The organism is Shimia sp. R10_1, from assembly GCF_017744095.1.
GTDB lineage: Bacteria > Pseudomonadota > Alphaproteobacteria > Rhodobacterales > Rhodobacteraceae > Shimia.
In genome coordinates this window covers 98796-112693 of record NZ_JAGHQX010000007.1, presented here as the reverse complement: position 1 = coordinate 112693, position 13898 = coordinate 98796, and the positions used below count along the sequence as shown (strand labels likewise).

At 56.0% G+C, this 13898-nt stretch carries 14 protein-coding genes; 7 read left to right on the top strand and 7 right to left on the bottom strand.

Annotated elements, in window-relative coordinates; genetic code table 11:
* Nucleotides 1-18 precede the first annotated feature (18 nt).
* From J7413_RS14345 to J7413_RS14320, 6 genes are all read left to right on the top strand, one after another.
* Nucleotides 19-1890, top strand: a complete 1872-nt coding sequence (locus J7413_RS14345; protein ID WP_209099347.1) for an ATP-binding protein — start codon at nucleotides 19-21, stop codon at nucleotides 1888-1890.
* 645 nt (nucleotides 1891-2535) lie between these two features.
* Nucleotides 2536-2817, top strand: a complete 282-nt coding sequence (locus J7413_RS14340; RefSeq protein WP_209099345.1) for a hypothetical protein — start codon at nucleotides 2536-2538, stop codon at nucleotides 2815-2817.
* 732 nt (nucleotides 2818-3549) lie between these two features.
* The gene (gene ettA, locus J7413_RS14335) at nucleotides 3550-5217 is read left to right on the top strand and encodes an energy-dependent translational throttle protein EttA (protein ID WP_209061092.1); all 1668 of its coding nucleotides are present in this window, start codon (nucleotides 3550-3552) and stop codon (nucleotides 5215-5217) included.
* 102 nt (nucleotides 5218-5319) lie between these two features.
* Nucleotides 5320-6615, top strand: a complete 1296-nt coding sequence (locus tag J7413_RS14330; RefSeq protein ID WP_209099343.1) for a hypothetical protein — start codon at nucleotides 5320-5322, stop codon at nucleotides 6613-6615.
* Between the two features lie 201 nt (nucleotides 6616-6816).
* The gene (locus tag J7413_RS14325) at nucleotides 6817-7215 is read left to right on the top strand and encodes a hypothetical protein (RefSeq protein WP_209099341.1); all 399 of its coding nucleotides are present in this window, start codon (nucleotides 6817-6819) and stop codon (nucleotides 7213-7215) included.
* Between the two features lie 123 nt (nucleotides 7216-7338).
* On the top strand, nucleotides 7339-7554 hold the full coding sequence (locus tag J7413_RS14320) for a hypothetical protein (RefSeq protein ID WP_209099339.1): 216 nt from the start codon (nucleotides 7339-7341) through the stop codon (nucleotides 7552-7554).
* Between the two features lie 103 nt (nucleotides 7555-7657).
* Here the strand turns inward: J7413_RS14320 and J7413_RS14315 are convergent, their stop codons facing one another.
* Complete coding sequence (locus J7413_RS14315; protein WP_209099337.1) at nucleotides 7658-8074, bottom strand: BrnA antitoxin family protein; 417 nt, start codon at nucleotides 8072-8074, stop codon at nucleotides 7658-7660.
* A gap of 86 nt (nucleotides 8075-8160) precedes the next feature.
* Nucleotides 8161-8568, bottom strand: coding sequence for an acyl-CoA thioesterase (locus tag J7413_RS14310; protein ID WP_209099335.1), 408 nt, complete (start codon nucleotides 8566-8568; stop codon nucleotides 8161-8163).
* 83 nt (nucleotides 8569-8651) lie between these two features.
* Between J7413_RS14310 and J7413_RS14305 the strand changes: the two genes are divergently transcribed.
* Nucleotides 8652-9812 (top strand): geranylgeranyl reductase family protein, encoded by a 1161-nt coding sequence (locus J7413_RS14305; RefSeq protein WP_209099333.1) that lies wholly within the window; start codon nucleotides 8652-8654, stop codon nucleotides 9810-9812.
* Nucleotides 9813-9863: 51 nt separating this feature from the next.
* Here J7413_RS14305 and J7413_RS14300 read toward each other — a convergent pair whose 3' ends face one another.
* Genes J7413_RS14300 through J7413_RS14280 form a run of 5 tightly spaced genes read right to left on the bottom strand, consistent with a single transcriptional unit; the run spans nucleotide 9864 to nucleotide 13890 of the window.
* Nucleotides 9864-10853 carry an ABC transporter substrate-binding protein gene (locus J7413_RS14300; RefSeq protein ID WP_209099331.1) on the bottom strand — a complete coding sequence of 330 codons (990 nt, stop codon included), beginning with the start codon at nucleotides 10851-10853 and terminating at the stop codon, nucleotides 9864-9866.
* 38 nt (nucleotides 10854-10891) lie between these two features.
* Nucleotides 10892-11737, bottom strand: coding sequence for an ABC transporter permease (locus J7413_RS14295; RefSeq protein WP_209099329.1), 846 nt, complete (start codon nucleotides 11735-11737; stop codon nucleotides 10892-10894).
* Nucleotides 11734-12666 carry an ABC transporter permease subunit gene (locus J7413_RS14290; protein ID WP_209099327.1) on the bottom strand — a complete coding sequence of 311 codons (933 nt, stop codon included), beginning with the start codon at nucleotides 12664-12666 and terminating at the stop codon, nucleotides 11734-11736. Before J7413_RS14290 ends, J7413_RS14295 begins: the two co-directional genes overlap by 4 nt.
* Nucleotides 12663-13094 (bottom strand): GNAT family N-acetyltransferase, encoded by a 432-nt coding sequence (locus J7413_RS14285; protein WP_209099324.1) that lies wholly within the window; start codon nucleotides 13092-13094, stop codon nucleotides 12663-12665. Before J7413_RS14285 ends, J7413_RS14290 begins: the two co-directional genes overlap by 4 nt.
* Nucleotides 13087-13890 (bottom strand): ABC transporter ATP-binding protein, encoded by an 804-nt coding sequence (locus J7413_RS14280; RefSeq protein WP_247743536.1) that lies wholly within the window; start codon nucleotides 13888-13890, stop codon nucleotides 13087-13089. Before J7413_RS14280 ends, J7413_RS14285 begins: the two co-directional genes overlap by 8 nt.
* Between the last annotated feature and the right edge of the window lie 8 nt (nucleotides 13891-13898).

The window sequence follows — 13898 nt, the reverse complement described above, 5'->3', positions numbered from 1 at the left end:
CTTTTTTTAGCATCCGGTATGCACAAAAAATCTCTGCCTTTTGTTTTGTTGGTCGCTCTCTCACTGCTCATCAGCATTGTTGTTGGCACCGTGACCTATCAAAGTGGTCAGGACAATTTCAGACAACGCAAAGAAGAGGAAAAGGCCGCAATCTGGAAAGTCACAGCGGCGTTTTTTGAAAGCTATGCGAGCCACCTTGGCCCTGAAGGCACAATTGGTATGCCCTCACCACAGACACTGCGCGCAGAGGCACTGCATTTGTTTAGCGAATTGCAGTCCGAGGATGATGGGTCGGTCGCTGTTGCCGTGGGCCGCGCGGGTCGGGAAATCGGTGTGTCGCCTGACCCTCATGCCGAAGCAACAATGTCCATTCTGGCGGCCAACCCTGCCATCGAAACTTGGTCAGAATACCACCGGAAGGATGGCGAGCTCCATCTGCGCATCGTCAAACCCATCGTCGCCAATCAGCCCAATTGCGTAAGCTGCCATAACGCGCTTCAGGCCCCTGAAGTAGAATGGAAAATGGGGGATCTGATGGGCGCATTTGTTGTCGACGCGCCCACCACCGCCGCGTTCTCCGCATTGCGCAAAGAGGCGTTTATGGTCAGCTTTGTCATCTTTATGGCTGTCGCCCTGATGGGCAGCTTGCTGCTGAAACTGCAGATGAATCTTGTAAGCGCGCGCAAGGACGCCAGCCACCAGAGAGATCGCAAGGAAATGCTCCGCGACATGAAGGAGGTCGCGGAAACGGCGAACAACGCCAAGTCCGAATTTCTGGCAAATGTCAGCCACGAGATACGTACCCCGATGACCGGCGTCATCGGCATGTGCGATCTTTTGAGCGAAACCAACCTCACCGACGAACAGAAACAATATACGCAGACCATAACAACCTCTGCGAATGCGCTGCTGTCCATCATCAACAGTGTTTTAGACTTCTCCAAGATGGAAGCCGGCAAATTCACCATCAAGAAACAGCAGTTCTGTTTGTATGACGTGGCGCATGATGTGATCTGCCTGCTCACTCCCATTGCGCAGCAAAAAGATCTCAGCCTGTCGCTCATCTATGCAGAGGATGCCCCCAAAGACTTGATTGGCGACGAAGGGCGCCTCCGGCAGATTCTTATGAACTTGGTCGGGAACGCGATCAAATTTACGGACATGGGGGATGTGACCCTCAAAATTGACACCGATCTGGCCAGTCAGCAACTGCACATCACCGTCAGCGACACCGGCATTGGCATCCCTGCGGACCGTATCGACACGATCTTCTCCGCTTTTGAGCAAGTCGACAACAAAGCGTCACGCGCCTTTGAAGGCACCGGCCTCGGCCTCGCGATCACGCAGCGCCTTGTGCAGTTGATGAAAGGGCAAATACATGTGTCATCCCAGCCCGGCAAAGGCTCAAGTTTCACATTGAAACTGCCGCTGCCTGATCCCACCCTTCTGAAAAGGATCAACAGTCACTCCAAATGCACGGTATCCGGCACCAGCGCGGTGGCAGGGGTATGTTTTGCGGGCCGAAAGGTGCTGATTGCAGAGGACAATCAAACCAACCAGATGATGCTGCAAAAAATGCTGCAGCACACCGAAGCAGATCTGACCTTTGCCAGCACAGGCAAAGCCGCGCTTCAGGCGGCACAGGACACCGATTTTGACGTGATCCTGATGGATGTGTCGATGCCGGAAATGGACGGTCTGGAAGCGACGTCGCACATACGTGCCCATGAAGCCGAGCACAACGCGCCCGCCTGTCCAATCATCGCGCTCACTGCAAATGTTCAGGACAGCGACAGAAACCTGTGCCTCAATGCAGGAATGTCGGATTTCATTGGCAAACCCCTGCGCAAGCGGGATCTCATCGCCACCCTCAGCCGTTGGCTTACGTAACCCTGCCGCAGGATCAGTGAGTTTCTAAATACATAGACTTGGTGCAACGCTGCCTTTGCCGCGCCGCCACGGTCGCGCGAGGCCCGCCCAATAGCCGCTGGCTCACACGGCATTTTATGCGTGCAATGGTGTGGGCAAACGGCTGGTAGAGTTTGCGTAGAGGCTCTCAAGTCGCTCCCGCCAAAACGCGGATACTTGGCGTCCTGTACATCCGGGGGCATACCAACAGATAGAAAGGGTGAGAGCGGTCGCCAAGGTCTAGGCACAAGAAGCAAGTTGACATTAGACTGACGAACAAATTCCTGTTTGGCAGCCTCTCAAGTGACAGCAGCAATGACCTATCCAACTCGCATCGCAATTTTTGCAATCTTTGTTTTAGGCAGCTATTTCGAAGATGGACGCTTCGGCCTCATAGAAATTGTTGGCTTGATCATGATCGGACTGTGCTTGGTGTTCTACGACAGTATTCAAAGGATCCTTGAACCATTCACTGGTCCGCGATCATAGGAGATCCATACAAACTAGCCCTAAGGAAATTATACTAAGATCATTGCGCCCCTGCCAGAGCGGAGTCCAAAAATCTACACGCACTCATTCGCGGAGCTGTCTCTCTAACGCCTATTTTCCTTTCAACGGAAAAATTCAATGAGCACCGAAACCAACACAAGCCATTTCTCTAGGGCAAAAATTCTCCACTATCTAAAGCAAAAACTGCGCCAAAAAGGCGGTGTGCGAAAAGCAATAGTTCTCACAGCGATCTATGTTTTTGGAGTTTACGCCCTACTATTTGCAACCGAAGAAACCATGCGGGATACCTACGGGCTCTCCATAGGTCACGTGAAAGGCATAATCTTCTTCAGCCTCTTTTGGCTCTTTGCTTACGGTGTTCGAGATTACTTGCGCTTTCACAAATCTGACGACAATTAAAAACTGAGAAACACAACGAATGTCCAAGTTCTCTTACAAAAACCTGCCTCCGAGAGAGCAACTGAAAATGGATCTGATCGGATATGTTTTTGCATTGGGAGTTTACTCCCTGCCGTATCTCGGGTTGGACATCGGAAGCGCTGACAAGTATCTACGCGTCGCCGTATTTTTGGGCCCTTTCTACATAGCTTTTCAGTTATATAGGGTGTTGCGGCAAAAGTGATATACTCTTCGAACCTCAACCAGACTACGAGCTCTTCCCGTTTGCGCCAGAAATGCATCGCCCTTTAGAAATACACTGTACACAAAAGTAGTGCTAAATGAGCTACTGAACGAGATGTGGCTAAGGGCTCACTGGCATGAACACCCTAGCGCTCTTTGGTCAAATCTTCACCCTAGGCCAACAAGATGAAGACAAATCGGTGCTGGATGTGTCGCGCAAAAAGCCGCTAATAATGCCACTCTAATATTGGATATTGGATATTTCATCTATGCACTGGCGACATCTCTTACTTGTGGCATCCGTAATCGCAGGGTCTTCAAACTTCGTCCTTAAGCAATTTGGCATTGAGACGGGATGGACTTGGGGAAATATTGCGGTTGCTGCGATATTTCTCGCGTTGTTTGCAGTTTTGGACAGAGCTATCGACTGACTCTAACCTCCATTGCCCCCGCCCGCGCCCTCCGCTATCACACGCTCTAACGTGATTTTGGCGAACGGAGTCGGCTCCCATGGCATCTTATCAATATGTCTACCACATGCAGGGTGTGTCCAAGACCTACCCCGGTGGTAAAAAATGTTTTGAAAACATCCACCTGTCCTTCCTTCCGGGCGTGAAAATCGGTGTGGTCGGCGTCAACGGCGCCGGTAAATCCACCCTGATGAAGATCATGGCCGGTCTCGACAAAGACTTCACCGGTGAGGCGTGGTCCGCCGAGGGCGCCAAAGTGGGCTACCTGCCGCAGGAGCCACAGCTGGATGAAAGCCTCTCCGTGCGTGAAAACGTCATGCTGGGTGTGAAAGAAAAGAAAGACAAAGTTGATCGGTTCAACGCCATCGCCATCGAAATGGCGGAGAATTACACCGACGAGCTGATGGAGGAAATGACCGTCCTTCAGGATGCCATCGACAGCGAAAACCTCTGGGATCTGGACAGTCAGGTCGACATCTCTATGGAGGCCCTGCGCTGCCCGCCTGATGACGCCAATATCGCCGATCTCTCCGGTGGTGAGAAACGCCGTGTCGCGCTCTGCAAACTGCTGCTCGAGGCGCCCGACATGCTGCTGCTTGACGAACCGACCAACCACCTGGATGCGGAAACCATCGCTTGGCTGCAACAGCACCTGATCGACTACAAAGGCACCATCCTCTGCGTCACCCACGACCGTTACTTCCTGGATGACATCACCGGCTGGATCCTCGAGCTCGACCGCGGCCGCGGCATCCCTTACGAAGGCAACTACTCCGCGTGGCTGGAGCAGAAAGCCAAACGTCTGGAGCAGGAAGCGCGCGAAGACAAATCCAAGCAGAAAACGCTTGAGCGCGAACTGGAATGGATGCGTCAGGGCCAGAAAGCCCGTCAGGCGAAATCCAAGGCGCGTATCGCCGCCTATAACGATCTGGCCAGCCAGTCTGAGCGCGAGAAAATCACCCGCGCGCAGATCGTCATTCCAAACGGCCCGCGCCTTGGCTCCAAGGTGATCGAGGTCAACGGGTTGTCGAAGCACTTTGGCGACAAACAGCTGATTGAAAACCTCGAATTCTCGCTGCCGCCAGGTGGGATTGTTGGCGTGATCGGCCCCAACGGCGCCGGTAAATCCACGCTCTTCAAGATGCTCACCGGTCAGGAACAGCCTGACGAAGGCACCGTGGAATACGGCGACACTGTGAAGCTCAGCTATGTGGATCAGTCCCGAGATGATCTGAACGACAAAGACACCGTCTGGGAAGCCATCTCCGGCGGCGCCGAGATCATCGAGCTCGGGGATGCGCAGGTCAACTCCCGCGCCTACTGCTCCTCGTTCAACTTCAAGGGTGGTGATCAGCAGAAACCGCTGAACCTGCTGTCCGGTGGTGAGCGCAACCGTGTACACATGGCCCGCCTGCTCAAAGAAGGCGGCAACGTGCTGCTGCTCGACGAACCGACCAACGATCTGGACGTGGAAACCCTCCGCGCGCTCGAAGACGCGCTGGTGGATTTTGCAGGCTGCGCCGTGGTCATCTCCCACGACCGCTTCTTCCTTGACCGGATCTGCACCCACATCCTCGCCTTTGAAGGCGACGCCCATGTGGAATGGTTCGAAGGCAACTTCGAGGACTACGAAGAAGACAAAAAACGCCGCCTCGGTCCAGATGCGCTTGAGCCAAAGCGCTTGAAGCATAAGAAATTTACGCGTTAGAAGTAGAGAAAAACAGAGGCGGCAATTGCCGCCTCTTATCCACTTGAAAATACACGCATTAGATGCAAGCCTCTCCAAGAATGGCATTTTGAGGCTGTAGAATTGAACTTTTTAAATCTTCCCATTTCAGCGCTTGTGGTAAACAAAAACAACGACCGTCACGGAGAGACGCCGTCGGAAGATTCTGCAATAGCTTGGCTGTTTGAGCATCATGGCCCTAAGATGGTCGCACTCGCCGAGAGCATTGTTGAAAGCAAGAGAATTTTTGACGCACCGCTGGTCAAACCTGTTGAGGACAAGTTTGTCGTTTTCGATGGAAACCGCCGAGTGACCTGCTTGAAGCTTTTGGCAGATCCATCTCACACACCGGAACCGTTTCGCAAAAAGTTCGAAGGCCTTTCTCAAGCGAGTGGTTTCACTTTGGAAAGTCTTATCGCGTGCCAAGTTGAGCACAATCAACATGAGATAGATCAAGCCTTAAGCCGTCGTCACAATGGCACAGATGGAGGCCGAGGCCAGCTGGGATGGGACCCAAGAGCAAAGGCCAACCATGCAAACAGAACTGGTGGAACAAACCAATATCCGATTGCAGAAGCTATTGAGGTCTTTCTGACTGAACAAGGGTATCCTGACGCCGATAGGGTCGGGCGCTCTACGATGTACCGCTTGATGAATGCGAAGAAGCGCCAGCGACAATTCGGTATTTTTCTCAAACCTGACAATACGCTTGGCCTTTCTAGACCTAAGGAAGACGTGATCAGCCTGTTAAGCAAAGTGGCTAACGACATCCAAGCGAAAAATTTGACCCTCAACAATTTGTTGAAAGTCCAGAATGTAGAGGAATATCTAAAGACACTTCGCGACTATGGCCTCAACGAAGAGACTCCTCCTGTTCCTAATCCGACTGAAAAAGTTCTACCTGCTTCTCCCCGATCTCCGAAAAGACCACCAAAGCGCGACACTCTGATCCCGAACCATGTGGAATACACGATCCAGTGGCGGCCTAATCAGGGGAAGATGGAGCGTCTTTGGCAGGAGCTGCAGTTCAAGCTCTATTTGGACAGGCACGAATTAGCTATCCCCATTGTATTCCGCTCGCTACTTGAGCTTGCAACCAATCGGTACATTGCAACACAGAATCTCCGGCAAGGTAAGAGCTTGGCCTTAAGCATAAAAGTTGCAGTCGAGCATCTAGAAAAAATAGGAAGTTTTTCCCCAAAGGAAGCAAAAGATCTTGCAAGATTGCTAGGCGACACGAAGTCATCCCGAGAGCTAGAAGCTCTCCACAGGGTGGTTCATAGCAATTCCTTCAGCATCTCTAAAAACGACTTGATTTCATTGTGGGAAGGCTTCGAGCGGTATCTTGTCGAAGCCATTCAATCCAAAGCGCAACGCTAAACTTGCGCTCCCCCTCGACCGGACAGTCTTGCGCCCGCCGCGCGACGCACTAACAATCCCAGTAGGGTGCGCACTTGCTGCGCACCACCCGCCCCCACAAAAACACACCCCATCACACCCCCGCCAGCCGTCTGTAACATCCCTTCTCATCCCCACCACGCACTCCCATTCTCTGAGCACCACCACTCACGGGAACCCACCATGCGCCACCTGATCCCAGCCCTCGCCGCCGCCCTCCTGATGGCTGTCTTCATTGCCTTTGATCTGGCCCGCCCACTCGGCGCGCATCCGTGGTGGAGCCAGCAGACCCTCCTGATCGGCGCCCCAATTGGCCTGATCCTCGCCTCCCTCGCGCGACTCAAACTCCAGCCCGTTGCGCAGATCCCAGCCTTCGGGGCCGCCACCCTACTGGCCTTTGCAGCCGCCAAATACGGCCAACTCCAGTTCGCAGCCTCATACGCTGAAAACCAGCTCGCAGGGCAGGCTTGGTATTTTGGATGGATTTTCACAGCAATTTCAGGAGCGGCATTACTCACTGCAATCATTGATTGTTTTGCACCACAAAGCGACTCAAAAAGTCCTGCTGCGAAAACGCGATAAGTTACTAAAACCTAAACAAGTTCCCAAAAAATTTACCCAACCTATACAGTTCTTCGCTTGCTTTGACATATTTTTGCCGTATTCTCAAAGCCCAATAGACGCACCCGAAGATTCAGGCACATCATGGCATTCGCACTCTTCATACCTGGCAGCATTGTGGGATTTCTTGCATCCCTCTTGGCGCTGTTTGTGCTACAGTCTACACTCTGGATCGCTGCCGCAGTCTACTTCGCCTTCGGCTTTGGGGTACCTGTGGCCGTGCTTGCCACATCTTATCTCAACTGCAGCAGTCGCAAAGCAGCCTCTGCACAGGACAGCACGGAATTTCACAGCGCCTGATACGGCCTGATCCAGTCAGACACATTGCGCGCGTAGTGCGCAGGCATTGAAACGCGTGCAAATTCTGCACCGCGCTCCTTGCTGGCTGCGATGACAGCCTCTCTCACAAATTGTCATGCCCCCCTGTCGCGCCGTCCGGTGCGCCTTTGTCATCCCCCTCCGTGCCTTCGTGGCCCGATGGCTTTGTCAAGGCCGCCTCCACGCGCAACTCCTCTGCAATCTTCATCTGCGCCCAGGTCGCCAGCAAACGGTTGATACGCCCCTGATAACCTTTGCCCATCGCGCGATAAAACCGCGCCACGGACTGATCAAGATACAGCGTCACCTTCTCTTTGCGCTCCTGAACATCACAATCCTGCTCAAGCCGGTGCCAGGCCTCCGGCACCGCTTCGCGCAGGGCATCACTCACCCAGGTTTCGGTGGTCAACAACAACAGGTTGCGCCCCAACGCCTCCCGCGCGCGCTGCTGCGCCTTGGAGCCTCTCGCGGACTTGGATATCTTGCGGGTGTCTGCCGACATGGCGCCTCCTTTGGGACTGACAACAGCAACAAAAGGTTACGCTTTCCAAAGTTGACCGCACGCTATCTTTGCGCTGCAACGCGGCCTTAGGCTTGTGGCCAGGGCGCATCCTCTGCCGGGACTGGCCGCGGATTGCCTTCCTCATCAATCGCGACATAGGTGAACACCGCCTCGGTCACCTTTTCAGAAATCCCACGCCGATGGCGCACCGCCCAGGCCTCGATCTTGATCGCCATAGAGCTGCGCCCGACACGTTCCACCCAGGCCCAGACACAAAGGATATTGCCCACGCGCACCGGCCGAATGAACTTCATCGCATCCACCGCCACTGTGGTCACCCGCCCCTTGGCCCGTTGCGCAGCCACAATGCCGCTCGCCATATCCATCTGGCTCAACACCCAACCGCCAAAGATGTCTCCGTTGATGTTCACATCAGAGGGCATCGCCGCCACCCGCAATGTTGCTTCGCCCTCGGGCTGTTTCTCTTCGGTCATGCCGCATCCTTTCCTTGGGTGGCCCATCCTATCCGTATGGCCTTACCTGGAAAAGCTGATAGAAGCGCGGCGAAGGATACACCATGGCAGAATTTGACATCATCGTCGTTGGCGCAGGCCCCGCTGGCAGCGCCGCCGCCACCTGGGCCGCCAGAAACGGCGCGCGTGTGGCTTTGATCGACAAAGCCAGCTTTCCACGCAGCAAACTGTGTGGCGGCCTGTTTACCGAGCGCAGCCGCAGCTATTTTCGCGAGATTTTCGGCGCGGACATCGACCTCTCCCAAGCTGTCACCCGCACCGCCTGCGCCCTCTGGTATCAGGGCGAAGAGCTGGCGACCCTGCAGGATGTGCCGCCCCTGCATCTCACCATGCGTCTGGACATTGACGCGCAGATGTTTGCCCATGCCTGCGCCGCAGGCGTTGCCGATTTCACAGGCCACACTATTTCAGAGATGACAGACACCTCTGTCACCTTCCGCAATGGCGACACCCTCACATGCCGCGTGCTGATTGGGGCGGATGGGGTCAGCTCGATTGTCGCCCGCCACCTCTTTGGCAAGGCTTTTGACACCAAAACCATCGGCTTTGGCCTTGAAATCGAAGCCCCCGCAGCCTTGCAAGACCCGCAATCGCAGCCCCTGCGCATTGATTTTGCCGCCGCCCAATGGGGCTATGGCTGGTCCTTTCCCAAACAGGGGTCCACCACTGTTGGCGTTGGCGGCATTCGTGCAGAGAACCCGGATATGAAGACGCATATGGCCGCCTATCTGCGCACACTGGGCCTGCCTGAGGATGTGGCCAAGTTCAAAGGCCATCACCTGCCGTTTGGAGATTTCCGCAAGGTGCCCGGCCGCGCCTCTGTGCTGCTCGCAGGGGACGCCGCCGGCTTGGTGGATCCGATCACCGGCGAAGGCATCGCCTTTGCCATGAAAAGCGGTCAGCTCGCCGCACAAGCCGCCTGTGAAGCGCTCCGTGAGGAGGCACCAGCCAGCGCCCTACCCCGCTACCAAAGCGCGCTCAAAGAGATGCACCGCAACCTGCGCATCGCCCGCAACCTACGCCGCGCCCTCTTTGGCCCGCGCTGGCAAAAGCCGCTGATGGCCAGCTTCAAACGCTCCGGCACGGTGCGCATGATGTATATGCAACTGCTCGCCGGTCAGGTGGAATACCCCGCGCTCACCCGTCGAATTATCACACGCTTGCCGACTTATCTCTTCCGGGCGCTCGCATCACCACAGAAATAAAAAAGGCCGGGACGCCCCCGGCCTTTCGTCATCTCAACTGAAGACGATCAATCACTTCAGCGCTTTGTCGGTGATCGCGTGGGTCCACGCACCTTCTGGAGTGGCAGTGATCACCGGATCAGAACCACCAGACATCAGGCTTGCCACCGTGCGCTCATAGTCCGCCGGATCAAGCGCGCCGTTGGAGCCCGCGGTCAGCTTGGCAATCTCGCCCATCATGCGCACCTGATGCTCTTCGGTCTGCGCACCGGTTTCATCATACTCCAGCACGATCATGGCTGCGTCTTCCGGGTTCTCTTCAGCCCACTTCCAGCCTTTCATGGACGCGCGCACAAAACGCACCATCTTGTCCTCAAAGGCCGGATCGGCGAGGTTTTCTTCCAGCGCATAAAGCCCGTCTTCCAGCGTCGCCACACCCTGATCTTCGTATTTGAAGGTGGTCAGATCATCGGGTGTCAGACCCGCATCAATCACCTGCCAGTATTCGTTGTAGGTCATGGTGGACACACAGGCCGCCTGACCGTTCAGGATCGGATCCACGTTGAAACCCTGCTTCAGCACCTCAACACCGGCGTCCCCGCCATCGGTGCCAAGCTCCAGCTGCGACATCCAGCTCAGGAAGGGGAACTCATTGCCAAAGAACCACACGCCCAGCGTCTTGCCGGCAAAATCATCGGTGGTGGCCACACCCGCATCCTTGCGGCAGGTCAGCATCATGCCCGACGATTTAAACGGCTGCGCGATGTTGACCATCGGCAGGCCCTTTTCACGCGCCGCCAGCGCCGCTGGCATCCACTCCACGGTCACATCCGCACCGCCACCGGCCAGCACCTGTGTCGGCGCAATGTCGGGGCCACCGGGCTTGATGGTCACATTCAGGTCTTCATCCGAGTAAAAACCGTTCTCCAGCGCCACGTAGTAGCCTGCAAACTGCGATTGGGTCACCCACTTCAGCTGAAGCGTCACATCATCTGCGGCCAAGGCGGCGGAGCCCAAAAGGGAAAGCGCCGCGGCCGTTAAAGAAGTCGTCGAGAGTTTCATGAAAGTTTCTCCTTGTTGAATATTATTTGGGTTGTTGTTCAACCTCTTTGTGATGGGTGCCAGAAGGTCACCCGCTTTTCGATCCAGGCAACAACCCCGTAAAAGGCGCTGCCCACAAGCGCTGAGACAAAAATCTCAGCCCAGACCAAATCTATCGACAGGCTGCCAACGCCGGTTGAGATGCGAAACCCCATGCCCCGCGTGGGCGACCCAAAATATTCAGCGACAATCGCGCCTATCAAAGCAAGGGTCGTGGCAATCTTCAACCCGTTGAAAATGAAAGGCAGCGCCGCCGGAATGCGCAGTTTCAGCAGCGTCTGAAAATAGCCCGCCGCATAGGTGCGCATCAGATCCCGCTGCATCGCATCCGTGGCGCGCAGCCCCTGCACCGTGTTCACCAGAATGGGAAAGAACACCATCACCACCACCACGGCGGCTTTGGAATGCCAGTCAAACCCAAACCAGTTCACCAAAATTGGCGCGACACCAACAATCGGCAGCGCGGCGACAAAATTGCCAATCGGCAGCAACCCGCGGGTCAGAAACGCGCTGCGGTCAATCAGAAGCGCCGCAACAAAGGCCGCCGCCGCCCCCATCAGAAAGCCACGCAACGCGCCTTTCAGCACCGTTTGCACAAAATCCACCCACAAGAGGTCTGTCGATTGGGCAAACACCACCATCACCTGACTGGGCGGTGGCAGGATCACCTGACTGACGCCAAAGCCACGCACAAGGCATTCCCACAGCACCAGAATGGTGATCCCAAACAGCACCGGCACCACAATACGCACCGCCGTCTGCTCCGCATAGGCCGAGTTTGCCAGCCAGACATTGGTGCGCCAGGCTGCCGCCCAAAACACCACCATTGCAACAATCCAGATCATCCGTGGAACCCCATCTTGCGCAGTGTCACCCGCTGAGTGATGTCAATCAGTGTCACCAGAATACCGGCGAGAATGGCCGCACAGATCAGCGCCGACCAGATCGCCAGCGGCGTGCCAAACTGATCCCCGATCAGAATGCGCGCACCCAGCCCGCTGATCGCCCCCGTTGGCAACTCGCCGACAATCGTGCCCACCAAGGCGGCAGCAATGCCGACCTTCAGCGCGGTGAAAAGATAAGGCACGCTTGCCGGCAAACGCAGTTTAAGAAAACTCTGCAACCCACTGGTGTTATAGGTTTTTAAGAGATCCAACTGCTCCCCTGTCGGGGAGCGCAAGCCTTTCACCATCGACACCAGCACCGGGAAGAAACACAGATAGGCAGAGATGATCGCCTTGGGCACGCCGCGCCCCTCAATGCCCACCTGATTGGACACCACGATGATCATCGGCGCCAAGGCCACAATGGGCACGGTCTGGCTGATGATCGCCCAGGGCATCACACTCATGTCAAACACGCGGCTATAAACAATCGCCACCGCGCCCAGAATGCCCACCGTGGTGCCCAGCACAAAGCCCCATAGGGTGGACTGCAACGTCACCCAGGCATGATAAATCAGCGAGCGTTTGGACCAGGCCCGCCCCTTGGCCACCATCGCCCCGGTTGTCTTCCACAACTCCTCGCCCACCTGCGCCGGTGTCGGCAGCCGGGGCCGCTTCAGATCATAGCCCGCCGCCACCAGCGACGGGTTGTCGAGCATCAGCTTGAAAACCGACACATCGCGGCGCTCTACCGAGCCTTCCGGCACCACCACCGCGCCGCCCCGTTCGGCAATATCCAGCGCCGGGCGCACGTTCATTGGCGCCACCGCCAGCCACCAGATCGCCACGATGGCCGCCAGTACGGTCAAAATCGGGAGTAGGTTTCTCATCGCCGCCACTCCATCCGCACTTCGCGCACCGTTTCAGGCGGCTCCGCATCATGGCGGCTCACCTCGACAAACCCTTCGCGTTTGTAGAACTTCTGCGCTTTCAGGTTTGGCTCATGGGTGGTGAGCCAGAGGAAATCACGCCCCTCTTTCACCTTGTCCATCAGCGCTTTGCCCAGCCCCTGCCCGCTCTTGCGGCAATAGAGCCCGCCGACACGGGTCGCTTTGGGATCATAGGAGAGATAGCCCTCAATTGGGTCTCCGGCGACCCACATCTCCCGCTCCGGCATGGCCTCACGGATAAACCCGGAAATCTCCTCCGGCCCATAGGCAGAGTCCATCCACTCCGTCGCGGCCTCCCAGTCACAGACAATCTGCGCCATGGCCTCGACATCCTCAGGCGTCGCCCGTCTGATCTGCAGCTCAGTCATTTTCATGCCCCGCCCGCAGGCCATCGCGCACGCGATGGGAAATCTCGATGAATTCGGGGCTGTCGCGAATGTCGAGCGGCCGCTCTTTGGGCAGCGTGCTCTCAATCACATCATGAATGCGCCCCGGACGCGGGCTCATCACCACAATCTTGGTGCTCAGATAGACCGCCTCGGGAATGGAGTGCGTCACAAAACCAATGGTCTTGTTGGTGCGCGCCCAAAGCTCCAAAAGCTGCTCATTGAGGTGATCGCGCACAATCTCATCCAGCGCGCCAAACGGCTCATCCATCAACAGGATATCGGCGTGAAACGCCAGCGCCCGCGCAATGGAGGCCCGCTGCTGCATCCCGCCGGAAAGCTGCCAGGGGAACTTCTTCTCAAAGCCCTCCAGATGCACCAGCTCCAGCACCTCTTTCACAGATTTGTCCTGTTCGGCTTTGCTCACCCCCATGATTTCCAGCGGCAGGCGAATGTTGCCCCCAATCGTGCGCCACGGATAGAGCCCCGCATGTTGGAACACATAACCATAAGCCCGCGCCTTGCGCGCTTCCTCCGGGCTCACCCCATTGACGGTAATCTCCCCCGCCGTGGGCTGTTCCAGATCAGCCATACAGCGCAGAAACGTGGTCTTCCCGCAGCCCGAAGGCCCGATGAAGGAGACAAAATCCCCCTTCTTGATATCAAGGTTCACATCCTTAAGCGCATGCACCGGACCATCGTTGGTCTCAAACGTCAGGCTCAGGTTCTTGGCGCTGATCACGGTTGACACACCGTTCTCCCCATCTGTCATAGTCATATCATTAT